Raw genomic sequence first — 26,052 nt, forward strand, 5'->3', positions numbered from 1 at the left:
GTCGCTCCCGAGCCGGGTTCCGTTAATGGACGTTACCGATTCGCCGCTGTGCCGTGGCCCGGGTGGTGGGCAACCGGGAGGCGGCCAAGGTCACCGAAGGCAGGACCCCGGCCGGCACGTAGCCGTGGCGGGCGGGCTTCGCTCAGGCAAGCAACTCAGTGACGTTTGCCCAGCCCGGGCAACCCGCCTGTGATCGTGTGGACGCTCGAACTCTCCTCGCTGGTCCTCCGGTCCAGTTCCGCGGCTTCCCGAGCTCGTGCAGCCGGGGTATCGGGCTGGGGCTCCCGGCGTGCGTTCGTAGATCGGCGCATTACCTTCCGGACACGGTTGAGGCACGCCGTCGCGTGAGCACGCATGTTGTGGCATTTGGTGACGGCGGGATCGTCCGGATCTTCGAGGTACCGAAGATGCGCTTCGATGTCGGCCACCAGCGCACGGAGCGTCTCCTGGAGGGCTTCTCCGCGCTCACGGAGAAGCCCTCCAGGAGGCTGTCGGCGCTGTTCGACCATGAACGTCTCGACTTCGGCCGTGACCGCCTTCGAGCGGCGACGAAGATGAACGACCATGGGATCGGCGATGTCGCGTGCTCGGCGTCTGACCTCGGCTCGCTTGGGGTGTTCGGATGCCATAACCGGTCGTCGGTTCGCCAGGTATTCATGTTTCAGTCGCATCGACGGACTCACCGGTCAGCACGGCATCCGACCGGGTCTGGCCCCGTATCGGCTGGTGAAATGTGCGGGCGCGGTGGGGTCTGGAAAGTGGGGCTTACAGGTGCAGCGCGTTGGGCTCGTTTCCGCCCTTCTTACTTACTTTGGGCATGGCCTCCTTGGGGGACCGCCGCAACAGTTTCATCTGACGACCTTCCACCCACGCGTTCCACGCCTTGAGATAGTAGAGAAGGTGCTCCCGTGAGTCGTCACTTTTGCGGTGCCGCTTTCCCGCCGCGAGATCCAGCATTGTGTTACGCAACGTCAGACGCGGATCGCCGACCTGCAACCCCGCGCCGGTGATCAAGCCTTCGCGCCACGGTGTCTGGTCGACCTCGGGCCTCTCCCTCCGCGTGACGTACCAGCCGATGGAGGCAGCGGTCACTGTGATCTTGATGGCACGGCTGATCTGGAGCCCTTGGGTGATGGCGGTGCGCATTCCAGGGTGCTCTTCGAGCAAACTCAGCAGTTGCAGGTGTGTCACCTGGCTCGTGCCGCCTGACCAGCCGCTGTCGGGTTGGGTGAGGTACAGGTGGAGACCACGCAACGCAGCGGCCAGGTGGGTTCCGTTGGACTCCCCGGCCAAGGAGAGAGCATCCCGTCCGGTCCGCTTTCGTCCCGTGTCCATCACCGCGAACGCCGACCGGGGAACCCCGTGTGTCACAGAGATCCGAACAGGTACTCCCGCCTTCTTGATCGCGGCCAGCCGGTGCTGACCGTCGACCAGTAAGCCGTCCTCGTCGAAGGCGATCCCCTGGTGGGTCAACTGCCACTCGCCACGCTCGATGGCACGCGCGAGGGACGTCACCGTCTGGCTGCTCAAAGGGCGGTTGTTCGTGTTCTTCTCCGCCAGCCATTTCTCGGCCATCTCAGGTGTTACCGTGCAGATCTCTGTATGCATCATCGAAGTCTTTTCAAGTCGCGGTGGACAGCGAGTGGGCGTAGCGCTAGATCATCGGGAACAGGCGTATTGTCCGCCTCTACTTCCACTCCGGTGCATCCGGCCCGGGCCAGATGTCGATCAGTCGCTGTGCCAGCCATTCGCCGCGCTCGTCGATGGCTTCCTCGTTCCACTCCTCCCGCCTGGAGAGACGGGAGTTGAGCAAGAGCACGCTGTGCTGGTTCAGGGCGGCGCGTTTGGTTTTCCAGTCGGAATTCGACATCGCCGCGTTGAGCGGGTGAGTCACGATGGTGAGATTGCCGAGCCTGTGCAGCCGTGCCGCGCGTGCGTCCTCTCCGGAGGGGCTGGCGGAATCAGGAAGCGGCCAGTGGGTTTTCCAGTCCTGTGGCAGCAGGTGTTCCAGTGTCAGCTTGCGGTCGCTGGGCAGGTGTTCGGACTTCTCCGCGCGTAAGCTTTCCTCCACCGCTGCTAGCGCCATGACGATGCGAGGCTGGGACACGGTTCCGTAAACGTCCCTCGTCATCAGGAAGTCTCGGAGCTCCTCGTCGTCCGGCCAGCGACTCACCATCGCCGCCGAGCCCGCGAGGCCGGCATGGAGTGCGTCATCGGCGTGTTCGAGATTCTCCTTGAGCTTCCCGACGAGCGTGGGAATGAGCCGGTTGTAGTTCTTCGCCGTCATCCGCATCAGCGCGCGTCGAGCCAGCCATGATTCGAGCATGTGCAGAGCTCGCCGACGACGGTGCGTGCTGACTTCGGGGGAACGGAACAGCAGCAGGACGATGGGCAGGACCGTACCCGCGTCCAACAGCGTCAACCGCGCGAAGAAGCGGCCTTCCGGCGACTCGGCGGGAAACTCGTCGAAGGAGCGCATCACTGCAGCATCGGAACACAGCTCGTTGATCAACGCCTTCGCGTCGACGCCGCCCGTCAGCACACGTTTGTTGAACGTCGCGAACAGTTCCGTCGCCGGGATGACATTGCCCAGTCGCATGGTGAGCCAGTGCATCAGGAAAAGCTCGCCGGTCGGCCGGTTGAGCCTGCCCTGACGGCGCTTCTGCCGCCAGTAGTCGTCGTCGAGCTGGGGTCGCCACACGTGCTCGTACAACGCGTCCGTGTCGTGACTCTGGTTGGTCGCGAGGCGGAACACCGCGTTCTTCACCAGGTCGAGAGACAGCAGCGGCGTACCTCGTGCGTTGAGGGTCTCGAAGATCACCTGGGCGTTGTCGCCGGGTTCCAGCGTGATCGACACGACCTTGAGCAGGTCGCACAGCGTGATCCGGAGCTGTTCGGCACGTTCGGAAACCGGTCGGTCGTCGGGGTCCTCGTCGTCCCCGCCACGCAGATAGTTGCCGATCTGCGTTGTGAAGTAGTCGAACGCCTCGTCGATGAGGTTGCTCGGGTCGTCCCGACGGCCAGGTGGTGGACCGTCGGCGGACATGACTGCGACGAATGCCTCTCGGTTGGCGTTCGTGGGCCATACCTTCAGCAGGTCGGTTCCCTTGGCCTTGCGTGGGTTGTTGCTGATCAGTTCGCGCAGGATCTCCGCGTCGTTGTCAGCGCCGACCTCGGTCATGGCCTTGGCGGCCGCGGCCACGAGCAGTTGCAACGTGGTGAGGCGCTGCTGACCGTCGATGACCGTGAACCGGGGAATCCGGCCCGGAGCTGTCTGCTCCTGGTCGAGCACGATGGCACCGAGGAAGTGGGACCATTGGGCGTAGTTTCCCAGGCCTCCCGTGTCTTCCTGATGGTGCAGCAGAGCGGTGATGTCCTGCCACAGCGGTCCCCACTGTTCCTCCTCGTTCCAGACGTACGGGCGCTGATAGAGAGGGACGATGTAACGGACGTCGCGCTCGAACAGTTCCTGGACGGTGTGGGTGGCGGGCTTCATCGGCTCTCCTCCCTGGCGAGGCGGCGGGTGAAGTCGGCGTAGGCGGCACGCATTTCCTGCTCGCGGTCCACGGGCGTGATCGGGGCTTCGTAGCGGTCGAGCAGGTCGCCGCAGTCCTCCCCATTGAGGTAGGCCTGGAGCAGCTTGAAGTCCTCGGGCCGCTGCTTGACGCCGTGCGCGTGGTGATCCTTGGCGATCTTGCGGCCGAGGTTGTCGAAGTACATGTTGTACTCGTACTTGCGCAGCACGGCGAACTGCCCGCGATACATGAGGCAAAGCTGGTCGGCGGTGAGCCCGAGCATGATGGCCACCAGCGCGTCGATCTCCACCAGCGCCGCCCGGCGTTCGAACTCGGACCGCAGCGGGGTCTCCATCGTCCACTCGCGCTTGGTGACGCCGAGCTTCGGCCAATCGGCGAACGGCCCGGTCCACGAGTCGTCGGCGAAGCCAGGTTCGTACAACTCCTCCCACAGCGGCGCGTAGTCGCGGGTAAGGCAGTTCAGGCGCAGCGTGCGGAGGAGGAGGTACGGAGCGGCGCGGTGGTCGAGGGGCGCGGGGAAGCGACGTATGAACTCGTTGTAGATGTTAGCTTTTCCGCTGACTTTTACAAGATAGTCATAAACTATAGACGAAAGCAGGCCTACTGCCAAACTGGTTTCCCTCATGGAATTAGCTGCAAGGCTATGCACACCCCCTGTGTGAGCGGGCCCTGGCGGAATAATTGCGGCGTGCAATGAACGCTCAAGCCCTTCCTGTGTCATCTTCCGCCAGGCGAGGCGGTAGTAGTCCGTGTACGGGCGGCCGTTCCATTGGGTGAGGCCCGCTTCGTAGCGGTCGCGTTCGCAAGCGCGCTGGTAGTTGGTACGCGGGATCACCCGCTCCGGCAACTCCTCAAGATCCCAGTCGGAATAGTCGAGGTTGCTCTTGCAGTTCTCGTTCGGTTCCTTGGCGAACGGTGTCGCGACGGAGAACTGCGGCCCTTGCAGGATCACCTCGCCCCATTCGGACGCGTACTCGGTGCGCCACTCGATGTACCCGTCCTCCTTCGCGCCTTTCTCGTGCCATCCGCTCGTCCACTCGTAGTCCAGAGCAGTCATTCGGGCTCGTTGATCGGAGACAGCGGCCAACGCTTCAAGTTGCTCACTCGTGCCCGGTCGCAGCAGGCGAGCTTGCGCGGCGGGTGTTCCCGGTGCGTCGAAGAGCGCGGCCCATTGGGCCAGAGTCTGTTCGGTGATCTCCACTACCCGGGAGGCGTGGGGTCGCAGGTCCCAGCCGCCGGCCGGGTACTGGATACCCGGTGCATCACCGGAGCCGTCGTGCTCCAAGGAACCTTCGAGCGTTGAGGGTGTCAGCAGGTTCGCGACCTGCAAGAACCGAATGGCGCTCGCAGCACCGTAGATATGAACACCGTAGATCGTGTGATGGTCAACGTCGGCGAAGAGCTGTGCTTCGTTGATGAACTGCCAGTGACGCCTGAGTCGCTTGTATGTCTCAGCCCGTAGCTTGCCGGCCTTCGGGTCGGTGAAGTGACTCTCCGGGTGTAACAATCCAACGATGCCCGTCGCTCGCATCGAGCGCCAGGAACGTTCCATGAAGCTCGTGTAGAGATTGGTCTGGACTCCCGACAGGATCGGATGCTCGACAGGTGAGCCGAGGTGCTCGTTCAACCCCGACCAGGACGCGAGTTCCCCGAGGTACTGCCGTTCGGCTCCCGGCTTGGCCAGTACCTCCGCACGGCGCTTCCGGAAGGTCGCGTCGGGGATCTTGTCCTGCAACACGAAGAACGGTTCGAACTCCGCGAGTGTCTCGTCGTCCTTCCACGTCGGCCGCACCCACGGCGGGTTACCGAGTTGCAGGTCGAACCCGCCTCGGCTGAACACCTGCGCGAAGTCCAGTTCCCAGTGGAAGAACGCCTCCTGCCGCACGATCTCCCGCACCACGCCGAGCCACCGATGCTCGGTGTGCAACGTGGTGACGTCGCGCATGAGGTAGTACGTCTTCTCCAGATCGTCCACATCGGCAAGTTCGTGAAAACCGTCGACGGTCTCGATGAACTCCACCTGGTTGCCCGGTGCCGCCTTGCCCGCCACGCCGAGCAGGCCCTCCAGCGTGGTGAGCCACTGACCGAGGTCGGGCGGTTCGACGTCCGTGGTCACCGGCCAGAAGAACAGCGCACACCAGGCGTCCATCGCCAGCCGCAGCCGCTGGTACGGACCTTCCGGATCACGCAGTCTGTTCTCGACCTCTTCCCGGCTCACCGCCGCGCTCTCCTGCGGCAGGTCCGCGCCCCACACGTCGATGCTGCGCGCCACCTCGCGTTCGCTGATCTCCAGCCTGCGCCGGGTCAGCTCCCACAGCCGTTCCACCCGCCGCGCGAGGCCCCGCAGGCGTTCGATCTCCTGCTTGCTCGGCTTGCGGGTGACGGCCTTGTACCACTCCTTGAGCCGCGCCACCTTCTCCGGCGCGAGCTCCTTGGCCTGCTTGGCGTCCTTCACCGCACCCCACCCGGAGGCGGGCAACAGGAAGTGATGGATCTCGCCGTCGGCGATCGGCCCCTCGGCCAGAGGGCGGTCGGTCGGCACGGTCTTGAGCCAGCTCTGCTTCGCCCGCCCCAGCGACGTGAGGTCGTAGGTGGCGCGGCGCGCGCCGATCAGCGAGTTGCCGCGCTTGAGATGCAGACCGAACCACGGGGCGCGCAGGCCCTTGTGCATCACGTTCAACCACAGCGACACCTCCGCCAGCTCGCGGGCGGTGTCGTTCAAGTCCACGCCGTAACAGCGGTGCAGCGCCAGGTAGGCCTTCACCTTCTGCAGCTCGTCACGGTACGACTCCGGGTCGATCGTGGTGTCCAGCTCGCGTTGCCGCCGCTTCAGGTACTCGTCGGCGAGCTGGTTGATCGCCTCGTTGAGGAACGCGCCACTGCCCATGGCGGGCTCACACACCCGGTAGTCGAGGAGGTCGCGCGCGGGCGTGTCGTCGTCGATCAGCTCGGCCAGCGAGTGCTTCACCACCGTGCGGGTCAGCACCTCCGGCGTGTAGTACGAGGCGCTGCGCTGCCGGTCGCGGCCCGAAAGGCGGTAGACGAACGTGCCCGCCGGGTGCACGACGAAACTCTTCTCACCGGTCAGCGGGTCCTCCCGCCGCACCACATGCTTCTCGTCGTACTCGCCCAGCTTCTCGCGCTCCACCAGCCACGTGCCCTTGGCCGGATCACCGTCCTTGGCGAGCTCCACCAGCTCCCGCTCGGCGATGAAACCGCTGTAGGCCATCAGCCCCTCGTACACCGCGCCGAGCTGGTTGATGCCCAACTGCGCGTACGACACGTAACCCGCCTGGCCGCCCTTGCGCTTCGACGGCTTCGACAACAGCAGCAGCGCCAGCACCCGCTGCAACACCGCGTTGCTCAAATCCACGTTGTCGATGTGGTAGGCGTGCCGCCGATCGAACAGGTCGGCCCGCAGCGGCTCGAACACCAGGCCGTCGCTGTCGGCCTCGCCCGCGTGATGACCGGTGTTGACCAGGTTGAACAGCAGCCGCAGCGAGTCGTGCAGGTGGTGGCCGTCGCGCGAGGGACCGGTGAGCGGGCGCAGGATCAGCTCCCGCAGCCGGTCGAGGCCGTAGCCGACGTCGTAGTCCGGGTCCCCGGCCGGGAGGATGCCCAGCTCCGGCCGCGCCTCCGCATACAGCAGGAACAGGATGCGGTAGAGGAACCGCAGCGACTGCGTGGTGAGCTCGCGCGGCAACTCGGGGATGCCCTCCACCGGCTCACCCTTGGCGCGCCGCTGCCGGATCACCTCGTTGGCGATCAGCTCCACCGACACCCGCAGGCCCTCCCGCAGGTCCTCGCTCACGCCCACCGCGTGCTTGACGGAGTCGTCGGAGAACTCGCCGAGCAGGCTGTGCCCGTCCTCCGAGGGCAGGAGCACGTCCGCCGACACCAGACCGGCGATCCACGCGAGTTCACCGGCGGCCTTGTCGTCGCCACGCGACAACGCGGTGTCGAGGTCGAACGCCAGGTACCTGCCCTCAGCCCAACGCTCTACATCGGACAACACCAGCCAGCCACCCGCCAGCACCAGCACGAAGCGGGGAGCGTGCTCGGTGAGAAAGAGCTGCTGCACCGCCTTGCCGACCGACTCAACCTCATCCACTTTGGATGCTTCGGTGCTTCCGCTGCGGACCCGGACGGGAGCGAGCAAGGCACCCTGCCGATCGGTGATCCTTCCAGGATGCTCGGGGTCCTCCTCGGCGACGGCTCCGAACAGGTCGTCGACGTCATCCACCGGAACCGCCTGGAGCACGTGCAGGGCCTCACCCGACGGCGACTGCGCGCGGGCCAGCAACGGCACCCACACCGGGGTTTCCGACCGCCGCGTCTCCAACTCGGTGGGCGCGGCTTCGAAACCCAGTGCCTTGAGCACGAGCGTGTGCAGCTCGGTGACGGCCTCGGCGTAACCGTCCTGGTGTGGTCGCGGGAGCGCGGCCTTGGCCGAGAGGAACCGCCCGGCCACCCCGGACAACGCCTTCAGCGGGCTGTGCTTGCCCCTGGTGGTGCGCTCCCGCCAGTCCTTCGTCAACTGCCGGAGCTTGCCGGGGAACGCTTCGGAGAGCCAGTGCGGCGACAGGAAGTCACCGACGTTGCGGATCGAGTCGTACATGCCTTGCCGTGCCTTTCGTGGGTCCGCGTCACGCCGTCCGGTGGTCGGGGACGATCAACCCCACCACGCGCACGAACGGCTCGCCTGCGGCGGCGAGTGAGTCGATGAGCCCGGAAACCTCGTCGCGGGTGCTGGTGACGTCGTCCTTGCGCTTGGAGCCACCCGCCTGCTCCACCACGAACAGCGCCTGCTGCTCCCAGCGCGACAACCGCCTGCGGTGCTCGTCGAGGCGCTCCAACAGGGTGCTCTCGGCCTCGTGCCGGTGTCGGCGCAGGTCCTGTGTCGCGGCCGCCACCGCGTCGGGCACGAGAGGTTGCAACCTCTCGATCCAGTCGGCCACTCCACCCGGGTTGCGGGCGTGCTCCTTCAGCCCGGCGCGCTCCAGCGCTTCCCGCAGGTCACCGACCTCGGGGGCGTGCGGCAGGCCGGTGATCGCGCCCCAGCGGGTCAGCACCGGCTGCCCGAGGGAGTTCGCCCACGTCGCCTGGGTCAGGAACACCGGTTCCGGCACCGGCGCGGCCATCACGGGGGCCTGGTTGCGCCCGAACCGGGCGAGTGCCCTGCTCGTCGCCCACTCCAGTACCGGATGACTCGGAGCCAGGTAACCGACGTCCGGCCACAGGGTCTTGCCCTCCGCGCGTGCCCGGGCCAGCCGCTGCTCGGCGAACCGGCGCTGGGCCGACACCCGGATGCGCCGGGACACCTCCCTGTCGCGCAGGTAGCTGTCCGGCAGGTCCCGCAGCCGTTCGGCCAGGTCCGCGGGCGTGTCGAACGCGAGCAGATCCGTGTCCTCGTCCCGGTGGATGTCCAGCCGCCCTGGGCTGTCCGTGATCTCGTGCAACGCCTCGGCGAGGAAGTTGTCGTCGTCGTCGAACAGGGTGCTGCGAGGCGCGGTCGGCACCGGCGGATCGTCGGCGTGCTCGCCACCCGTGGCGAGCAAGGCGGCGAACGGGTTCACCTCCTCCGGCTCCTTGATCGCGGTGTCGAGGTCCTTGTCCTGCTGGAGGAACTCCATGATCCTGTCCTCCTCGATGTCCGCGTCGCGGACGTCGAGCAGTGCCCCGGCGTCGCCCAGTGCCTGGTTGGCGGCGTGCTCCTTCTCCAGCAGCTTGGTCACCACCCGCAGATCGCTCACCGTGTCGGCGTTGTGCGAGGTCAGCGCGAGCGCCGCGATACGCGGCTCGTGCTCCTGCAGGTAGCGGTCGATACGGCCGTTGCGCTGCTGGATCCGGATGAAGCTCCACGGCAGGTCGTAGTGCACCAACTGGTGACACTGGCGGTGCAGGTTCAACCCCTCGGAGGCCATGTCGCTGGCCAGCAGGATGCGCAGCGGGCTGGTCTCCAGCGCGAAGTCCTCCACCACCTGCTGCACGTCCCTGTCGTTGAGCTGCGCGTGGAGCAGCTCAACGGCCCTCTCTGGCAGCCGGAGCCTGCGGCGCAGCTCGTCACGCAACCACTCCAGGGTCTGGATGCGTTCGGAGAACACCACGACCCTCGTGTCGCTCCCCTTGCCAACACCGATGTCGGCGAGGTGTTCCAGCAGCGCGTCGAGCTTCGCCGCGCCCCGCCGCTCCGCCGCCTCGGCGAGCTCGTCGAGCCGTCGCAGCGCCGCCACCTCGGCCGCGCCGTCAGCCCTCGCACCCAACGTCTTCACCCTGCGGCGAATGCTCTCCCGCAGCGCCCGGGGCGAAGACAGGAAAGCCTTGAACAGGGTCCACGGGAACAGGGTCTTGCCCCGGCCCGTCACCGGTGCCTGCCCGGCAGGCGGGCGGAGCCAGGTGTGCGTGAGCTCCTCCAACACGGCCTGCTCCTCGGCCGTCGGGTCCACCGGGACTATTTCCGGGTCACGCCGGGGCGCCCACCGGTGCCCGACCTCCAGCTTCACGTCGGGCGAGTTGCGGTGCCTGCGGACGTAGAGGTGCTCGATGTCGGAGGCCTTGTAGTCCTTCGGGTCGGCGATGGCCGCCGGGTCCAGCAGCCCGATCAGCTCGGCGAACGACTCTCGCTTGCCGTTGTGCGGAGTGGCGCTGGCCAGGATGAGAGCGTCGGTCTGGCGGGCCAGCAGGCGGGCCAGGTCGTTGTTCTGGGTGCCCTTGTTGATGAGGTTGTGGCACTCGTCGATCACCACGACGTCCCAGCGGTGGCCCGACAGGTGATGCTGGTAGCGCGCCGGGTTCTTCAACGTGTCGATCGAGACGATCACACGCTTGTAGTAGCTGAAGGGGTTGCGCGTAGCGGGCAGCGTCTGCCGCACCTTCTGGATACCGTCCGAGTCGAGCCGCACCAGCGGGATCGAGTAGCGCGTCCACATCTCGCGCTGGAACTGCTCCAGCACCGCGCGAGGGGTCACCACGAGGATACGGTCACCACGACCGCGTTCGATGAGCTCGGTGAGCAGGATGCCGATCTCCAGCGTCTTGCCCAGCCCCACCGCGTCCCCGATCAGGATGCGCGGGCGCAGGTTCGACAGTGCCTGGTGCGCGGGCCGGAGCTGGTACTCCATCGGGTCGGCCAGGCCACGGTGCCCGGCCACGATGCGAGTGTCGGTGGCCGGGGTCGGGCTCTGCCGCAACAGCGACTCCAGCCACAACCGTGAGCTGCGGAAACCCGGGCTCTCGTCGGGGACCAGCTCGGTGCGGCGGGGGTCCAGCACTTCGATGGTGTCCAGAGAGCTGTAGAAGACGGCGTCCTGGTCGCGCACCAGCTCCGATGCTCCCGTTGCCTCCACACGCAGGTCGCCGCGCGCGGTGCGGCGCACCGAGCGCACCAGCCACTCCTCGTCGCGGACGACGATCTGGGAGCCGGCCGCGATGTCGGCCTCGTTCTTCTCCGGACCCTGCACAAGCTCTGTCACGCACGTGAGGCTAGTGGCGGAGGCCAGACGGGAAATGTCGTGCTGTTGGCTCACGCTGGTGTGTCGTCCCGGAAGCCGAAAGTGCTACAGCTCCCACATCCGGCCGCGTTCTATCGTTCGCAGGTGGCCGATTATCTGCTCGTCATCGGAGACCGCGAGGCCCTCGGATGGCTGCTCACCGAACAGCGCATGGCGTTTCCCGACCTGCGACGGTCGGAAGTACGCGCACTCTCGCCGGGCGACACGCTCTTCCTCTACACGACCAGAGGGTGCTTCAAGAACCCCACGCGGGACCGGGGCCGTGTCATCGCCGCCGGGACCGCGACAAGCGCGGTGACACCTTTGGAGGAGCCGGTACGGGTTGGTGGTCGAACCTTTCCGGTCGGCTGCGACGTCACGTTCTCCACAGCGGCTCCCTGGGGACACGGGGTCGAGCTGGGGACGCTCGTCGACGGACTCGACGCCTTCGCCGGGACGGGCCAGGCGTGGAGTATCCGGCTGCGACGCCCACTCGTCGCGCTCAGCGGTGGCGACGCCACGCTACTCCGGCGCCGTCTCGACGCCGTTCCGCCACAACCGCTCGCGGACGTCCTGGCACCATACGCGCGGTGGTGGAACACACCGAGACGTGAAGGAGACAGGTGAGGCAGCGCACGATCGGGCACGGCCGCTACGAACTCCAGCCGCTCGCCCGGGGCGGGATGGGTGACGTCTGGGTAGGCCACGACACGAGACTCGACCGCGAGGTCGCCGTGAAGTTCGTGCGGTTCACCGACGGTGTGCCCGAGAACGAGATCGTGCGCCGGTTCGTGCGGGAATCCCGCATCACCGCGCGCATCCGCCACCCGGGCGTTCCGGCGATCTTCGACGTGGGCACCGACGACGGTAAGCCCTACCTGGTGATGGAGCGCGTGCACGGGATCAGCGTCAGTGATCTCCTCGCGCAGGAGGGCCGACTGTCCGTCGCCTGGGCGGCCACCATCGCAGCGCAGACCTGCGCGGTGCTCACCGTGGCGCATCGCGAGTCACTCGTCCACCGTGATCTGAAGCCGAGCAACCTCATGCTCGAGCCCGACGGCACCGTCAAGGTGCTCGACTTCGGACTCGCCGTCGCACTCGACCTCGCCGGCATGTCACGGATCACCCGAACGGGCCAAAATGTCGGCACCCCCGCCTACATGGCGCCCGAACAGGTTCTCGCAGCCATGAGTGAACCTCGCACGGACCTCTACGCCCTCGGCTGCACTGTCTACGAGATGCTCACCGGACAACCGGTGTTCACCGGACAGACGTCCTACACAGTCATGAACAAGCAGGTGGGTGAGCGTCCGGAACCTGTGAGGTCGTTGCGCCCGGAAGTTCCCCCCGAGCTGGACGCGCTGGTCGGTGAGCTGCTGGAGAAGAAGCCGGAGGACCGACCCGGGTCGGCGCAGGAGGTGTACGAGCGGCTGTTGCCGTTCGCTGTCGAGGTCGGCCCGATCCCGGGCGTACTCACACCGCCGACCGTGTGGAGTCCGGTGCGGATGTACGCCGCTGTGGTCGGTCACGCCTTCGCCGGGTCGGCCGGTGTATCTGAGAGGTCCACCGGGAACGCGGCGGACAGTCGACGCACCGAGCAGGACGAAAGGCCTGGTCCCGGTGAATCCGGTCCGACGCCATCTCGCGGACGTAGGCCGATCACTCGGGACGAGCTCGAAGAAGCCCGAGCGGACGCCGGTGAACTCGCCACGCAGACCCGCTACCGGGAGGCTGCCGAAGTACTCGCGGCCGTGACCGAACGCGCAGCCGAGGCCTTCGGCGAAGCCGACGACGAAGTGCTGACGGTGCGACTCGAACTCGCGAATGTGTTGTTCGAGGGTGGTGACTATCATGCCGCCGCCCCGGCGTACGAGAAGTTGGTCGCGTACCTCGTCGAACGGGACGGCCACGACAGTGAGCTGGCGTTCCGGTGCCGCGCCCAGTACGCGGAATGCCAGGCCAGACTGGGCAAGACCGAGGATGCGGTGACTGTGGCCATCGACCTGCTCGAAGACCTCGACCGTGTGTACGGTGGCGCCGATCCCCGTACTCTCGATCTACGTCGACAGATCGGCCTGTGGCAGTTGGCCGCTGGACGTCATGGCGAAGCCGGCTCGACACTACGGCGGCTGCTGGACGACCTTGTGCTCCACCACGGCGAACGGCATCCCACCGTGCCGTACGTGCGTGATCTCCTCGCCGGTCTCCGGGAAAACTGAAAAGTCCGTCACAACTACGCAACAACCACGACGTGGCCGCAACGGACGAGGGAACGGACCCGACGAACACGCGCACGCTCGTTCGAAGGGAAACCCCATGTCCAATGCCTTCACACCACTACCCACCCCGGGCCCTGCCTCGGCTCCGGCCCGCTCGAAGCCGAGGCGCTGGCCGTGGCTCACCGGGTACGCCGCCGCGTTCCTGCTCGGCCTCGCCGTCGGCGCCGTCGGTGACAGCAAGGCGACCAAGGTCGTCACCGAGCAGGTCGAAGTTCCCGGAGAGATCCCCGGGGAGCAGCGGGAGGCCCTCCAACAGCGGGAGGCCGAACTCGACGAGCGCAACATCGAACTCGACGAGCGCAGCGCCGAACTCGACGCCCGGGAGGCGGCCCTTCAAGAGGAGGAGCAGGAAGTCGCTGCCAACACCATCGGCGAAGGGGTCTGGACCGTCGGGGTGGACATCGAGCCCGGCACCTACCGCGCCACAGACGTGAGCTCGATGTGCTACTGGGAGATCCGCCAGACCGGTGTCACCGGGTTCGAGGGAGTGATCAACAACGGCCTCCCGGGTGGCGGCAACCCCTCGGTGACCTTGTCGGAAGGCCAGGACTTCCAGACGAACCGCTGCGGTGAGTGGACGAAGCAGTGACCCTCACCAGGCCACCGACGACTGCACTCCCGGGATCTCGCCGCCACGGAAGGCGTTGACGAACAGCCGGTGGTCCTCCCGGGTCTGCACGGCGTAGCGCATGCCGAAATCGGTCAGCGACCGCACGAACTCGGTGTCGTCTCGTCCCACCGCCTTGGCGATGGCCTGCTCCACCTGGAACGTCACGAGCGTCTGCTCCGAGTCGGCGTCGGCCACGCAGTGCATCTTCGCTGTCGCGCGGCCGAGGTAGTCGAGCACGGAAGCCATGTCGGAGGGCTCGGTGAGGTCCGACCAGTCGAGGTCCTGGACATAGGGCGACAGCTCCGACACCACGAACCCGGTACCGCCGATCTCCGTGTGGCCGAGCCACGGATCGGCGTGCGCCTGCAACGCGCGTTGTGACACGGCGGTGCGGTGCCCGTGGTGCCGGAAGTACCGGTGGATGCGCTCGTCGGGCACGATGCGGCTGGGCGCGGCCACGTTGCCCTGTTTCATCGACAGCACGACGTCGTTCTCCAACGCCTGGGTACGGCCCTCCACCAGAACGTTGTACGCGGGCAGCCCGGCCGAGCCGATGCCGAAACCCTGTCGTCCGACGATGTCCTTCACCTCGTACGTCAGGCTTCCGAAGCGCTTGTTCTCGGGGATCGTGCGCAGGTACTGGCCGAAGGCGTGTGTGGCGGCGGCGTGTTCGGCCTCGCCCAGCTCTCGCACCCCGGCTCCGCGCCGAAAGCGCCGGTCGTGACCGTCCACCACCGTGAGGTGCTCCAGCAGCTCCACGCGCGTCTTCATGCGGGCGTCCAGGAGTACCTCGTGCACGATTCCGTCGGTGGTGTCGAGCTGCAGCCGGTACTTCTGGTCACCCGGGTGCTCGGCGAAGTGCCGCACCTGGGAGAGATAGGCACGCAGGTACGTCTCGGCGAGCCGCCGGATACCGTCGTCGGAGACGGCCTTGTTCCACGCCAGCAGTGCCACGCTCGCCACGAGCCTGCGCAGGTCCCAGGTGAAACTGCCGAGGTACGCCTCGTCGAAGTCGTTGACGTCGAACACGAGCACGCCCGAGGAGTCCATGTACGTGCCGAAGTTCTCGGCGTGCAGGTCACCCTGGATCCACACCCGGCCGGTGCGCTCGTCCGCCCACGGGTCGTCGACGGCGACCATGTCGTGGTAGAAGACGCAGGCCGCGCCCCGGTAGAAGCTGTAAGGGTCGGCCGCCATCTTGCGGAACTTCTTGCGGAACGCCGCCGGGTCGGCTCGCATCAGCTCGTCGAAGGCGTTCACCAGCACGTCGACGATCTCCGCGCGCCGCTGTTCGCTGTGTTGCCGCACCTGTGCCACCGGGTCACTCATGAGGCACCTCGCGCTCGTCGGAGGGGCCGTTGCCTTCTCAAGCCTCACACGCGCGGGATCCGCCCGCAGTGTCGACCGCGGTGGCGGGAACCCGGATGTGCGGCCCTCGGCGGCCTGTGAAGGCCACCTCGTTCACCCCTCGGTGTGGTTTGGACGCCACCCCGGTTGGGCGCCCCCACAGGTGTTACCGCCCAGGTCGCGGGCGTTTCCCGTGTCCGCGACCCCAACCGGAAGGCTGAGAGCTCATGCTGATTCGCAACGCCGCTCTGGCGTTCGTCTTCGCTGCCGGGACCGCGCTGCCCGCCACCGGAGTCGCGAACGCCCAACCGGACCTCGACTGTGCGAACTTCTCCAGCCAGGCGGAGGCGCAGGCCGAGTTCGACCGGGACACCAATGACCCCCATCGGCTCGATGCCGACGATGACGGCATCGCCTGCGAAGCCCTGAACGGCACCACGAACGGCACGACGACCCCCACCGAGCCCGCACCCTCCACCGAGACGGCGCCCGGTGGGCAGGTGGCCGAGACACCCGCCGGAGGTGTCGCCACCGGTGACGGTTCGCTCGCCGACTCCGGCCCGGCTGCCGCGCCGATCCTGTTCGGGCTGGCGGGACTCGGAACGGCGGCCACGGCCGTCGTGGTCGTCGTCCGCCGCCGCAGCGCCTGACCGGTCCCCGCGCCGCCACCGCCCGATCCGGTGGCGGCGCGGGAGCCGTCTGCTATCCCAGCGTGCGCCGCACCTCGGTGGCTGCGGCGACCAGGTTGCGCAACGCGGGCTCCACTTCGGCGTAGCCTCGGGTCTTCAGCCCGCAGTCCGGGTTCACCCACAGCCGTGAGGGCGGCACCGACGCCAGCGCGGCCCGCAGGAGTTCGACGGTCTCGGCCACCTCCGGCACCCGCGGGGAGTGGATGTCGTACACGCCGGGCCCGACTCCGCGCGCGAATCCGGCGGCCCCCAAATCGCCCAGCACCTCCATCCGCGACCGCGCGGCCTCGATGCTGGTGACGTCGGCGTCGAGCGCGGCGATGGCGTCGATGACGTCGCCGAACTCCGAGTAGCACAGGTGCGTGTGCACCTGGGTGCTCGCCCGTGCACCCGACGTGGCCAACCGGAACGCCTCCACGGCCCAGTCCAGGTACTCCTTGTGCCGGTGGGCGCGCAGCGGCAACAGCTCCCGCAGCGCTGGTTCGTCCACCTGGATCACGCCGAGTCCCGCGGCCTCCAGGTCGGCGATCTCGTCGCGGATGGCCAGGGCCACCTGCTTCGCCGTGTCCGCGAGCGGCTGGTCGTCACGCACGAAGGACCACGCCAGGATCGTCACCGGTCCGGTCAGCATGCCCTTCACCGGCCGGTCCGTGAGGCTCGCCGCGTACGCGGCCCACTCGACGGTGATGGGTTCAGGCCGGGACACGTCGCCGAACAGGATCGGCGGGCGCACGCAGCGTGACCCGTACGACTGGACCCAACCGTGCTCGGTGTCCGCGAAACCGGCGAGGTGCTCGGCGAAGTACTGCACCATGTCGTTGCGTTCGGGCTCGCCGTGCACGAGGACGTCGAGCCCCAGCTCCTCCTGCAGTCGCACCACCCGCTCGATCTCCGCGCGCATCCGGCTGATGTAGGTGTCGTGGTCGATACCGCCGCGACGCAGGGCGGCCCTGGTCCTGCGCACGTCGGCGGTCTGCGGGAACGACCCGATGGTGGTCGTCGGCAACGGTGGCAGCCGCAGCGCCTCCTGCTGCGCCTCCCGGCGGACGTCGTAGTCGGCCCGGCGGGTGTCCCGAGGCCGCAGCCCCGCCAGGCGACGCCTGACCTGCTCGTCTCGCACCCGCTCGGCGTTCACCCGGTCGGTGACCACTCTCCGAGCCGCGGCGAGCTCCTCGGCCACCGCGTCGCGCCCCTCGCGCAGTGCCCTGCCGAGGACGACAACCTCGTGCACCTTCTGCCGCGCGAACGCCAGCCACGAGGCCACCTGCGGGTCGAGGCTCGACTCCGCTTCGACGTCGTAGGGCACGTGCAGCAGCGAACACGACGAGCTGACGGCGACCTCGCCCGCCAGACCGAGCAGTGTGGCCGCCGTGGTGAGGGCGCGGTCGAGGTCGGTGCGCCAGACGTTACGGCCGTCGACCAGTCCGGCCACCAGCGTCTTGTCCCGCAGGCCCGGTAACGCTGCCAGCGAGTCCAGACCCGGGTCACCGGCCACGAAGTCGACTCCCACGGCCTCGACGGGGGCGGCCGACAGGATCTCCAGTGCCTCCCCGAGGTCACCGAAGTAGCCGGCGACGAAGAGCTTCGGACGCTCGGCCAGCGAGCCGAGCGAGCGGTACGCCTCGCGGAGGGCCGCGAGTTCGGCTTCGGTGCGGTCGGCCGCGAACGCGGGCTCGTCGAGCTGCACCCATTCCACGCCGGCACGCGCGAGTTCGCGCAACAGTTCGGCGTACGCGTCGACCAGTTCGTCCACTGTGTCCAGCGGACGGAACCCCGGAGCCGCTTCGGAATCCGGTTTGGACAGAAGGAGGAACGTCACCGGCCCCACCAACACGGGCCGGACGGGAATGCCGAGCTCGTCGGCCTCCCGAACCTGCTCCAGCACACCGTGGTCGGCGAGGAAAAACCGAGTGTCCGGCCCGATCTCAGGCACGAGGTAGTGGTAGTTGGTGTCGAACCACTTCGTCAGTTCCAACGGCGGCGTCGACTCCACGCCCCTCGCCATGGCGAAGTAGGTGTCGAGTGGGCTCAGTCCCAGGTCCGCGTACCGGCGGGGCACGGCTCCGAAGGTCACCGCCGTGTCGAGTACGTGGTCGTAGAAGGAGAACGTGTTGCCGGGTACCGAGTCGAGTCCGGCCTGACGCAACGAACGCCAGGTGTCGATACGCAGGTCGCGAGCGATGTTCCGCAACTCGGCCTCGCTGATGCGCGACGCCCAGTAGTTCTCCAGCGCTCGTTTGAGTTCCCGGTTCGGTCCGATCCTGGGATAACCGAGTACGGTCGATCCGATTGTGCTGGTCAAGGCTCTCTCCTCGCGAGCTCGACGGCGGCACCGGACGCGCGACGGCGGCCTCGCAGGCGAGCGGGTGGCGACGCGACGTCGCCGAACCACTCGTCCGCCAGGGTCACCCTCGAACGCCCGGAGGTCACGCACACCGGCGGTGTGCGCACCGGTGGCAGGTCTTCGGACTCGCGGGCACGGCCCGGCTCCCACCGGGGCTCCTACTGACCGTCGCTTCCCAGACCGTGTGGCCCAGTGCGTTGGAACCGGTCGAGCGACCGGCCACGGCGTTCGTTCCCACTCACCGCTGCGGGGCAGTCCCGGATTCCCACCGGGTTCCCTCTTGCCTCGCCCACCGCCTCGGCGGAAGGCGAACCACCAGCGCGTCTCACTGTAGTGACGCCGGGGTGCTTGACAAGGGAGCCCGACCGAGCGGTTCGCCTGCCTGCCGTCGCCCGTAACACCGTGCGCCTCCGTTCCGACAAAGTGGCGGACATCACCTCGGCGGTCGCCCCGCGGCTCGGAAACGGAGGAACGGATGGGTCGTCGCAAGCGCAGGCAATCCCGAGCCGGCTCGGATCCCCTCATCCGCCACCGCGACAGGATCGCGTCGCTGGAACATCGGGTGGCCGGGCTTGCCGCTTCCGAGAAGCAGCGGCAGCAGGCCAACGCCGTTCGCACGGAGATTCACACGGTTCTCCTGGATCTGAAGCACGTTCCGCGCTCGCCGTCCCGGGACCGGCTGGCCCTGCGGGCGAGGACCCTGTTGGGGAAGTTGGCGGCGCTCACGACCTCCCCGGACCGGAAACGCGAACTCGGGGGGCGTGATCGGCAGCGCGGATCCGGCGTCTCCGTCCGGGACCTCGAACGGGAGATCCGCGAACTCGTCAAGATACGCAACCCGATGCTGCGTCACGGCAAGGAAGTGCCACCGGAGTTGGCGGAGCGGGAGGCGAAACTGACGGAGCGACTGCGTGTCACCGCGAAGGCGATCCGGGAGTCCCGGCTCGACCGTGGTCACAAGGCCGCGCACCTGACACGGATACAACGCGCCCGAGCAAGCCTGCACAACAAACCCGAAGCAGAGACCCCGCCTCGAAGGACGGCGTCCTCGACGCGGGACCCCGAAAGCATCCGTCGCGCCCGCGTTCGTGAGGAACTGGAACGGGAGGAACGGGAGCGCAGAAACCAGTCGACCTCGGTCTACACCGTCAGTGGTGGCCTGCCGGGGCTGGGTAGACGTCGCTGAACATGCCCCGAGGCCGCTCTCACGCCTCCGTCTCGTCCGGGACGAACGCCAACTGGTCGGGGTGGAAGCCGTCGCGGCGGGGCGGCGGCAGCCACGCCTGCGGCCTGGTGCTCTTCTGCCTGCCGAGTTCGGTGAAGTTCAGCGGCGCGGAGAGGTCGATGTGGTAGGTGGCACCGTCCTCGACTGGCTCGAATGCCAGGTCGGCGGGCTCCAGCCCGACACCGACGGCCACGAGGTAGGCGTCGTCGAGCGCGGTGGAGAACGCGGCCCAGCCACCGGCGAAGTGCCACACGCGGGCCCTGACCTGTGCGCCCTCGATGCGCCACCAGACGATGGGCCACTCGGCGTAGTGGCGGGCCTGGCGTTCGGCGTGTTCCACAAGCGCGGGGATCAACCCGTCCGGCCTGGCCACGGAGCTGTCGGGCAACGTCACGTTGACCACGCCGAACGCCCCGCTGAACGCGACCTCCACCAGTGGGTCCTTGCCGTTCGGGCACATGACGGCCTCGTACCGCTGTCTCGGCAGGGTGCCCACCCGGACACCGTTGCCGGAGTCGGGTACCCGGTGTCCCAGCCACAGGGCCCACGGTGGCTTGCCGGGCAAGCCTTCGAAGAAGTCCACCCAGCGCATGCCTTGGAACGTCTCGTCGAGGCCGTACACCTGGAAGTCGACGACCGACGATGTGTGTGGGGCAGCGTTGGAGTCCACTCGACGATAGTGCAACGTCCGCGCTCTTTCGGCAGCGCGGACGTCACCCTCCGCGACGAGGATGCCGTCACGGTTGCCAGCGCCGGAACCCGCCTTCGGCGTCGACCACGTTGGCCGTGATCGTGGCGGCGTCCTCGCTGAGCAACAGCGACACGACCGCCGCGGCCTCCGACGGCGTGTTCCAGCGTCCCCGCGGCAAGCGGTCGGCGACCGAGGAGGTCAGGTCCTCGTCCGCCCATCCGGTGTCCGTCGGGCCGGGGTTCACCGTGTTCACGGTGATCCCGTCGTCGGCCAGCGCGTCCGAGAGGGTCCACGTGAGCTGGTGCAACGCGCCTTTCGTTGTGGCGTAGGGGATTTCCGACGCCATGGGGGCCAGGTGCTGTCCCGACGTGAAGAGCACCACGCGCCCCGGAAGCGGCCGTGGGTCCGCTTCGCGGTACTGCCGGGCGAACGCGCGCACCAGCAGCAGTGTGGCTCGCACGTTGACCGCCCACGTCAGGTCGAGCTCGGCGGCCGTCACCTCGTCGAGCGTGGCCACCGAGCTGCGCGCGTGATTGGCGATCAGTGTGTCGAGGGGACCGAACCGGTCCACCGCCGCCCGGACCACCCGTTCGGGTGCGTCCGGGTCCGCGAAGTCCGCCTCCAGGTGTGCCAGTGCCTCGCCGCCGGAGAGCTCGGCGAGGACACCGTCGATTCCGCGCGGGTCCGCACCCCACGGCTCCGTCGCGTCGTAGGGCGACCAGGAGTGCGCGAACACCCGGTGCCCGTCGTGCAGCAACCTGCGCGCGATGGCGAACCCGATACCGTCGGTCCTGCTGACCCCTGTGACAAGCGCGGTACGCATGGTCGGTCACTGTTGCCAGGCGGCAGGCGCGAGGCAACCGAATTTCCGGCGACAGTCCCGCTCACGCGGACTGCTTCGCCTTCTTCCCGGCGTTGTCGTCACCGTCCTGAGCCTCGATCTCCGCCGGACTCGGGTCGGCCCCGAGCCGTTCGACGGCCTGCTGCAGCGCCGAGCGGCTGGAGGTGAGCCGGTCGAGCACCGCGGCCCGCAGTTCGTAGGCCTCCTTGCGCAGCGCCCGAGCCTCGGCCAGCCTGGTCTCCGCCTCAGTGATCATCGCGTCGGCCCGCTGTTCCGTGGTCCGCTTCAGTTCGGCGGCCTCGTGCTCGACCTTCTTCCGTTGCGCGGCGAGCTCGGCCTCGGTGGTCTTCCGCTGCTGCTCACGCCGCTCCTCCGCCTCCTTGTCCAGACGCTCACGCTCCGCCGCGGCTTCGGCGGCGAGCTTCTCCGCCTCGGCCTGCGCCTTCTTCCGCGTCTTCTCGGCGTAGGCGTCGGCGGCATCCCGCACGTTCGCGGCGTCGGCGTCCGCCTTCGCCCTCAGCTCCGCGATCTCCTCCTCCGCGAGCCGCATCATGGTCTTGACCCGTTCGGTCATGGCGGCGGGCCCCGCCGGGTCCTCGACCATGCGGGCGAGCGCGTTCTTGGTGTCGCTGAGCTCCTTCTGCGCGTAGCTCAGCGCCTTCGTCAGTTCCGCGACCGACGCTCCTGCCTCGTCCCGGTGACGTGCCGCGTTGGCGAGCTCGGCGTTCAGTTTCTTGATGTGTTCGTCCACTTGGGCCTGGTCGTAACCGCGAAAGGCGGTTGCGAACGCCGCATTTGTCGCCTGTGTGGGGGATGCCTGCGCTTCAACCATCCGGCCACCATAATGAGTTCGGGTTGCCTTCCCAACCTTTCGCGCGCCGTTTCCGGTGGACCGGCCGTAGTGCGCGCCGAATGGCAGGCAGGAAATGCGGCGGGCGAAAGCCGGCGAGGAGGTCGTGGTGGAAGCAGTTCTCGATGATCTCGCCGGGAACTGGCCCCTGTACACGGCGATCCCCGTCGTCGCCGCGCTGATCGGGTACGTCACCAAGCGCGTGGCCATCGAGATGATGTTCCGTCCACTCGACTTCGTGGGGGTGAAGGGCACCTTCCTCGGCTGGCAGGGCGTGGTGCCCCGGCACGGGGGCAGGATGGCCGCGACGGCCACCGACCTGCTCACCAAGAACGTTCTCGACGTCGCGGAGGTCTTCGCCAGGATCGACGCCGACCGGCTCGTCACGGAGATCGAACAACCACTGCTGAAGGCCGTCGACGACATCACCCGGGAGGTGCTCGCCGAACACCATCCCCGGTTGTGGGAGCGGCTGCCGCCCATGGCGCGGGATCTCGTGGTCAAGCACATCCAGGCGGGCACGCCGCGTCTCGTGCGCCAGGTGCTGGACGAACTCCGCGACAACGTCGACGACATCCTCGACATCAAGCGGTTGAGCGTGCAGCGGCTGACCCAGGACAAGGCCCTGCTCGTGAAATTGATCAGGGAGACGTCGCGGCCCGAAATGGCGTTCATCGCCCGTTCGGGTATCTATTTCGGGTTCTTTCTCGGCATCGTGCAGTCGGTCGTGTGGGCGTTGACGAAGAACCCGCTCGTGATGCCGATCTTCGGGGCCTCCATCGGGTTGTTCACCGACTGGCTGGCGATCAAATTGATCTTCGTTCCCCGCGATCCCGTGCGGTTGCCGGGCGGACTTCTGCTGCATGGGATGTTCCAGCGCAGGCGCGCGGAGGTCGCGCGTCAGTACGGCGAGATGATCGCGAACGAGCTGCTCACCGTCGACAACGTGCTTGACGCACTCCTGAACGGACCGAGGTCGGACCGGCTCAGGGCCATGATCCGCAGGCTCGTCGCCGAGGCGGTCGACGAACAGGCCGAGGCCGCCCGCCCACTGGTCAACGCGGCCATCGGACCGCAACGCCTCGACGAGATGAAACGGGCCGCGGCGGCGAAGTCGATCGAACGGCTCCCCGTCACACTGCTCCCCGCGAGGAGCTACCTCTCCAGGGCGATGGACGTGGCCAACCTCGTGGAGCAGCGCATGACACGCATGACCTCCACCGAGTACGAGGGTCTGCTGCGGCCCGCGTTCCGTCAGGACGAGTGGAAGCTCGTCGCTGTGGGAGGGCTCATCGGGTTCCTGGTCGGGGAACTGCAGGTCCTGGTGATGCTGCACTGACCGGTTCGTCGCGCGCCTCGCCCGCGCCGTTGCCGACACCGGACGCCCTGCCGCGGACGTACTCCACGACCCGGCACACCAGATAGATCGTGAACGAGATGGCCGTGACGAAGAAGCTGACCGGCGCGCCCGGTGCCAGAGACAGCACGATCCCGCCGAGTGCGGCCAGTTCGGCGAACACCACGGCCAGGACGGTGGCCCGCAGCGGACTGGCCGTCACCCTCGCCGCCGCCGCGGCGGGGGTGACCATCAACGCCACCACCAGCAACGCACCGACGATCTGCACCCCCAGCGCGGTGGCAACGCCGATGAGCACCGCGAACAGCGGAGCGAGCAACCCTCCGGGTACGCCCCGCGCGGTGGCGACGGCGGGGTCGACGCTGGAGAACAGCAGCGGCCGGTACACGAGGGCGAGCACCACGAGCACGACGACGGCCGCGATCAGCAACGCCGTCAGGTCGGTCGGCTCGATGGCCACGATCTGGCCGACGAGGATGCCGAACTTGTTCGACGTGCGCCCCGGGTAGTACCAGAGCAGGAGCACGCCGAGTCCGAGCCCGAAGGCGAGGATGACGCCGATCACCGAGTCACGGTCCGACTCCCGGCCTCCCAGCAGGCCCAGCAGGAGAGCGGCCACCACCGCACCGGCGAGCGCCCCGTACCCGACACCGACGCCGAGCAGCAGCGCCGCCGCGGCCCCGGTGAAGGCCAGCTCGGCGGTGCCGTGCACGGCGAACGACATGCGGCGCATGACGATGAGCGGCCCCAACGTTCCCGCCACGAGCCCGAGCACGGCCGCCGCGAGCAGTGCCGTCTGCACGAAGTCGAAGCCGAGCAGCTCCATCGTCAGGTCGATGTCGAACAACTGGTCCATGCGAAAGCCTTCGGGTCAGGGGTGGTGCGTTTCGTCCTCGCAGAGCGCGCTCTGCGCACCCGCGACGTGGATCTGGCCGCCGACCCTGACGACCTCCACGCGCGAGCGGTAGAGCTCGGACAGCGTCGACGACGTCATCACCTCGTCGGGCGTGCCGATGCGGAACTGGCCGTCGACGAGGTACAGCACCCGGTCGACGTACGGCAGGATCGGGTTGATCTCGTGGGTGACGAACAGCACGGCCGTGTCCGCCTCCCGCCTGCGCTCGTCGATGAGGCTCGCCACGATCCGCTGGTGGGTGAGGTCCAGTGACGCCAGTGGCTCGTCACACAGCAACACGTCCGGTTCGCCGATGAGCGCCTGCGCGACCCGCAGCCGCTGTTGCTCACCGCCGGAGAGCCTGCCCACCGGCGAGTCGGCGTAGCGCTGGGCACCCACGGCCTCGATCGCGTGCTCGATGCGCTCGCGGCGTCGCCGCAGCCCACGCAGACCGAGGCCCCAGCGGTGACCGTCGAGACCGAGCCCGACGAGGTCGCGGCCCCGCAGCGTCAGCCCGTCGTCCATGGCGCGTTGCTGGGGTACGTAGCCGACACGCTCGTTGCCCCTGCCGGGTTTCCTGCCCGCCACCGTCACCGTGCCCGCGCTGAGCTCCTGAAGTCCCAGGAGCACGCGCAGCAGGCTCGTCTTTCCCGACCCGTTGGGGCCGAGCACCGCCAGGAACTCGCCCGGCGCGACGTCGAGTCCGAGGCCCGACCACAGCGTCCGTTCGCCGAACCGCAGCGCCGCGTCCCTGACCTCGACGGCGGCCCGCGTCGTCGTCACGTCCACTCGGTCATCCGCTCACTCGTCCAGTGCCTTCGCCAGCGCGTCGACCTGCGCGCCCATCCAAGAAATGTAGTCGCTCCGCCCCTCGGGAAGCGTCTCGGTGACGTCGACGACCGGTGTCCCGGCCTCCCGTGCGGCCTCGACGATCTTCTCGGTGGCGGGCGTGGCCGTCTGGGTGTTGCGCACCACCGCGTCGGCCTCGCCGGAGACCAGCTCCAGCATCCGTTGCTGCGCGGCGACGGGCACGTCGGTCTCGTTCTCCACGGCCGAGGCGAACTCGTGTGGGGTGATGTCCTCGAGCTCGGCGGCGCTCAACAGGTACTGCGCGAGAGGCTCGGTGGCCGCCACCTTCGCACCCGCATGGCGCTCGGCGACCCCTTCGACCTCGTGCACCAGCTCGTCGATGCTCTCGGTGAAGTCGGCGGCGTTGTCCTCGAACACCTTCTTCTGCTGAGGCAGGAGTTCACCCAGTTCGGCGGCCAGCCGGTCGGCGACGCCCGCCACGACCGGAAGGTCGTACCAGACGTGCTCGTTGCCGTGCTCGTGCCCATGCTCGTGGGAGTGGCCGTGCCCCTCCGGCTCGGCGTGTTCGTGGGCTTCGGCGCCTTCCTCGGGCCGGCCCTGCGCCTGGTCGACGGCCACGACCGTCGGGGCGTCGCTGTTCTCGGCGAGTTGCGGGAAGAAGTCGTCGTAACCGCCGCCGTTCCAGACGAGCAGTTCGGCGGAGGCCACCTCGGCCGCGTCGGCGGCCCCGGCTTGGTACGAGTGCGGGTCGGCGGAGGGATCCTCGATGATCGAGGTCACCTCCACGTGCTCGCCGCCGACAGCGGCGACGACACTCGCCCACACGTTCGTGGAGGCGACCACCTGTATCCGGCCGTCCTCACTCTGCGCCGCGCCGTCCTGCCCACCGCAGGCGGCCACCAGCACGGCGAGTACAGCTGACAGTGAGACACCGGCAACCGATCGCCGACGCGTGTCGTGCATCGAGGCCCCCACTCCGTCCAAAGCCAGTCTTGGAAATGATTGTCGATACCACCTTACCGGATCGATTGACGGTTCATCCATCGGTCGGGTGATTAGTGCGGCTACTGAAAGCAACCATGTGACGC

Annotated in this window: 19 protein-coding genes and 1 riboswitch; of the genes, 6 read left to right on the plus strand and 13 right to left on the minus strand. The window is 67.9% G+C overall.

The genetic code is table 11. The features are described from left to right. Nucleotides 1–155: 155 nt before the first annotated feature. The 5 genes from SACCYDRAFT_RS26520 to SACCYDRAFT_RS22665 form a co-directional block, all read right to left on the minus strand. The gene (locus SACCYDRAFT_RS26520; protein ID WP_157606554.1) at nucleotides 156–671 is read right to left on the minus strand and encodes a hypothetical protein; all 516 of its coding nucleotides are present in this window, start codon (nucleotides 669–671) and stop codon (nucleotides 156–158) included. Nucleotides 672–765: 94 nt separating this feature from the next. After that, entirely contained in the window at nucleotides 766–1,575 is an 810-nt protein-coding gene (locus SACCYDRAFT_RS22650) for a hypothetical protein (protein ID WP_198284957.1), read from the minus strand. A 112-nt stretch (nucleotides 1,576–1,687) separates the two neighbouring features. After that, entirely contained in the window at nucleotides 1,688–3,496 is a 1,809-nt protein-coding gene (locus tag SACCYDRAFT_RS22655) for a DUF262 domain-containing protein (protein WP_005459750.1), read from the minus strand. Continuing rightward, complete coding sequence (locus SACCYDRAFT_RS22660) at nucleotides 3,493–8,154, minus strand: Eco57I restriction-modification methylase domain-containing protein (protein WP_005459751.1); 4,662 nt, start codon at nucleotides 8,152–8,154, stop codon at nucleotides 3,493–3,495. The genes SACCYDRAFT_RS22655 and SACCYDRAFT_RS22660 overlap by 4 nt, the downstream gene beginning before the upstream one ends. Nucleotides 8,155–8,182: 28 nt before the next feature. Beyond that, complete coding sequence (locus tag SACCYDRAFT_RS22665) at nucleotides 8,183–11,008, minus strand: helicase-related protein (RefSeq protein ID WP_232283729.1); 2,826 nt, start codon at nucleotides 11,006–11,008, stop codon at nucleotides 8,183–8,185. Nucleotides 11,009–11,131: 123 nt separating this feature from the next. On the opposite strand from SACCYDRAFT_RS22665, the gene SACCYDRAFT_RS22670 reads away from it, so the two are divergent. From SACCYDRAFT_RS22670 to SACCYDRAFT_RS22680, 3 genes are all read left to right on the plus strand, one after another. Then, on the plus strand, nucleotides 11,132–11,653 hold the full coding sequence (locus SACCYDRAFT_RS22670) for a hypothetical protein (protein ID WP_043537488.1): 522 nt from the start codon (nucleotides 11,132–11,134) through the stop codon (nucleotides 11,651–11,653). Further along, nucleotides 11,650–13,245: a serine/threonine-protein kinase gene (locus SACCYDRAFT_RS22675; protein ID WP_005459754.1), complete on the plus strand. Its 1,596-nt coding sequence runs from the start codon at nucleotides 11,650–11,652 to the stop codon at nucleotides 13,243–13,245. The genes SACCYDRAFT_RS22670 and SACCYDRAFT_RS22675 overlap by 4 nt, the downstream gene beginning before the upstream one ends. 97 nt (nucleotides 13,246–13,342) lie before the next feature. Further along, nucleotides 13,343–13,894 (plus strand): hypothetical protein, encoded by a 552-nt coding sequence (locus SACCYDRAFT_RS22680; RefSeq protein WP_005459756.1) that lies wholly within the window; start codon nucleotides 13,343–13,345, stop codon nucleotides 13,892–13,894. Between the two features lie 3 nt (nucleotides 13,895–13,897). Here SACCYDRAFT_RS22680 and SACCYDRAFT_RS22685 read toward each other — a convergent pair whose 3' ends face one another. Further along, nucleotides 13,898–15,244: a DUF2252 domain-containing protein gene (locus tag SACCYDRAFT_RS22685; RefSeq protein ID WP_005459758.1), complete on the minus strand. Its 1,347-nt coding sequence runs from the start codon at nucleotides 15,242–15,244 to the stop codon at nucleotides 13,898–13,900. A 245-nt stretch (nucleotides 15,245–15,489) separates the two neighbouring features. On the opposite strand from SACCYDRAFT_RS22685, the gene SACCYDRAFT_RS22690 reads away from it, so the two are divergent. Continuing rightward, nucleotides 15,490–15,912 (plus strand): excalibur calcium-binding domain-containing protein, encoded by a 423-nt coding sequence (locus SACCYDRAFT_RS22690; RefSeq protein WP_005459759.1) that lies wholly within the window; start codon nucleotides 15,490–15,492, stop codon nucleotides 15,910–15,912. A gap of 52 nt (nucleotides 15,913–15,964) precedes the next feature. On the opposite strand, the gene metE is transcribed toward SACCYDRAFT_RS22690, so the two are convergent. Next, on the minus strand, nucleotides 15,965–18,253 hold the full coding sequence (gene metE, locus SACCYDRAFT_RS22695; RefSeq protein ID WP_005459760.1) for a 5-methyltetrahydropteroyltriglutamate--homocysteine S-methyltransferase: 2,289 nt from the start codon (nucleotides 18,251–18,253) through the stop codon (nucleotides 15,965–15,967). Between the two features lie 136 nt (nucleotides 18,254–18,389). Then, nucleotides 18,390–18,627: riboswitch (cobalamin riboswitch) on the minus strand. A gap of 143 nt (nucleotides 18,628–18,770) precedes the next feature. Here metE and SACCYDRAFT_RS22700 point away from each other — a divergent pair. Continuing rightward, nucleotides 18,771–19,481 (plus strand): hypothetical protein, encoded by a 711-nt coding sequence (locus tag SACCYDRAFT_RS22700; RefSeq protein WP_005459762.1) that lies wholly within the window; start codon nucleotides 18,771–18,773, stop codon nucleotides 19,479–19,481. A 19-nt stretch (nucleotides 19,482–19,500) separates the two neighbouring features. Here SACCYDRAFT_RS22700 and SACCYDRAFT_RS22705 read toward each other — a convergent pair whose 3' ends face one another. The 3 genes from SACCYDRAFT_RS22705 to SACCYDRAFT_RS22715 form a co-directional block, all read right to left on the minus strand. Then, complete coding sequence (locus SACCYDRAFT_RS22705; protein ID WP_043536818.1) at nucleotides 19,501–20,190, minus strand: hypothetical protein; 690 nt, start codon at nucleotides 20,188–20,190, stop codon at nucleotides 19,501–19,503. Nucleotides 20,191–20,257: 67 nt separating this feature from the next. Then, nucleotides 20,258–21,034: an SDR family oxidoreductase gene (locus SACCYDRAFT_RS22710; RefSeq protein WP_005459764.1), complete on the minus strand. Its 777-nt coding sequence runs from the start codon at nucleotides 21,032–21,034 to the stop codon at nucleotides 20,258–20,260. A 61-nt stretch (nucleotides 21,035–21,095) separates the two neighbouring features. Further along, nucleotides 21,096–21,884 carry a DivIVA domain-containing protein gene (locus tag SACCYDRAFT_RS22715; protein WP_005459766.1) on the minus strand — a complete coding sequence of 263 codons (789 nt, stop codon included), beginning with the start codon at nucleotides 21,882–21,884 and terminating at the stop codon, nucleotides 21,096–21,098. A 127-nt stretch (nucleotides 21,885–22,011) separates the two neighbouring features. Here SACCYDRAFT_RS22715 and SACCYDRAFT_RS22720 point away from each other — a divergent pair, with 127 nt between their 5' ends. After that, complete coding sequence (locus SACCYDRAFT_RS22720; RefSeq protein ID WP_043537490.1) at nucleotides 22,012–23,241, plus strand: DUF445 domain-containing protein; 1,230 nt, start codon at nucleotides 22,012–22,014, stop codon at nucleotides 23,239–23,241. On the opposite strand, the gene SACCYDRAFT_RS22725 is transcribed toward SACCYDRAFT_RS22720, so the two are convergent. Genes SACCYDRAFT_RS22725 through SACCYDRAFT_RS22735 form a run of 3 tightly spaced genes read right to left on the minus strand, consistent with a single transcriptional unit; the run spans nucleotide 23,192 to nucleotide 25,927 of the window. Beyond that, a complete protein-coding gene (locus SACCYDRAFT_RS22725) occupies nucleotides 23,192–24,115 on the minus strand; it encodes a metal ABC transporter permease (RefSeq protein WP_005459769.1) in 924 nt (307 codons plus the stop codon). The genes SACCYDRAFT_RS22720 and SACCYDRAFT_RS22725 overlap by 50 nt on opposite strands. Nucleotides 24,116–24,130: 15 nt before the next feature. Continuing rightward, nucleotides 24,131–24,943, minus strand: coding sequence for a metal ABC transporter ATP-binding protein (locus SACCYDRAFT_RS22730; protein ID WP_005459770.1), 813 nt, complete (start codon nucleotides 24,941–24,943; stop codon nucleotides 24,131–24,133). 12 nt (nucleotides 24,944–24,955) lie between these two features. After that, the gene (locus SACCYDRAFT_RS22735) at nucleotides 24,956–25,927 is read right to left on the minus strand and encodes a metal ABC transporter solute-binding protein, Zn/Mn family (RefSeq protein ID WP_005459772.1); all 972 of its coding nucleotides are present in this window, start codon (nucleotides 25,925–25,927) and stop codon (nucleotides 24,956–24,958) included. Nucleotides 25,928–26,052 lie beyond the last annotated feature (125 nt).

It is taken from the genome of Saccharomonospora cyanea NA-134, from assembly GCF_000244975.1.
Classification (GTDB): Bacteria; Actinomycetota; Actinomycetes; order Mycobacteriales; family Pseudonocardiaceae; genus Saccharomonospora; species Saccharomonospora cyanea.

What these genes read in the sequence shown, in the direction of transcription:
- SACCYDRAFT_RS26520 (WP_157606554.1), bottom strand. Translation starts at nt 671, where the DNA reads ATGCGACTGAAACATGAATACCTGGCGAACCGACGACCGGTTATGGCA.
- SACCYDRAFT_RS22650 (WP_198284957.1), bottom strand. Translation starts at nt 1,575, where the DNA reads ATGGCCGAGAAATGGCTGGCGGAGAAGAACACGAACAACCGCCCTTTG.
- SACCYDRAFT_RS22655 (WP_005459750.1), bottom strand. Translation starts at nt 3,496, where the DNA reads ATGAAGCCCGCCACCCACACCGTCCAGGAACTGTTCGAGCGCGACGTC.
- SACCYDRAFT_RS22660 (WP_005459751.1), bottom strand. Translation starts at nt 8,154, where the DNA reads ATGTACGACTCGATCCGCAACGTCGGTGACTTCCTGTCGCCGCACTGG.
- SACCYDRAFT_RS22680 (WP_005459756.1), top strand. Translation starts at nt 13,343, where the DNA reads ATGTCCAATGCCTTCACACCACTACCCACCCCGGGCCCTGCCTCGGCT.
- SACCYDRAFT_RS22685 (WP_005459758.1), bottom strand. Translation starts at nt 15,244, where the DNA reads ATGAGTGACCCGGTGGCACAGGTGCGGCAACACAGCGAACAGCGGCGC.
- SACCYDRAFT_RS22690 (WP_005459759.1), top strand. Translation starts at nt 15,490, where the DNA reads ATGCTGATTCGCAACGCCGCTCTGGCGTTCGTCTTCGCTGCCGGGACC.
- SACCYDRAFT_RS22700 (WP_005459762.1), top strand. Translation starts at nt 18,771, where the DNA reads ATGGGTCGTCGCAAGCGCAGGCAATCCCGAGCCGGCTCGGATCCCCTC.
- SACCYDRAFT_RS22710 (WP_005459764.1), bottom strand. Translation starts at nt 21,034, where the DNA reads ATGCGTACCGCGCTTGTCACAGGGGTCAGCAGGACCGACGGTATCGGG.
- SACCYDRAFT_RS22715 (WP_005459766.1), bottom strand. Translation starts at nt 21,884, where the DNA reads ATGGTTGAAGCGCAGGCATCCCCCACACAGGCGACAAATGCGGCGTTC.
- SACCYDRAFT_RS22725 (WP_005459769.1), bottom strand. Translation starts at nt 24,115, where the DNA reads ATGGACCAGTTGTTCGACATCGACCTGACGATGGAGCTGCTCGGCTTC.
- SACCYDRAFT_RS22735 (WP_005459772.1), bottom strand. Translation starts at nt 25,927, where the DNA reads ATGCACGACACGCGTCGGCGATCGGTTGCCGGTGTCTCACTGTCAGCT.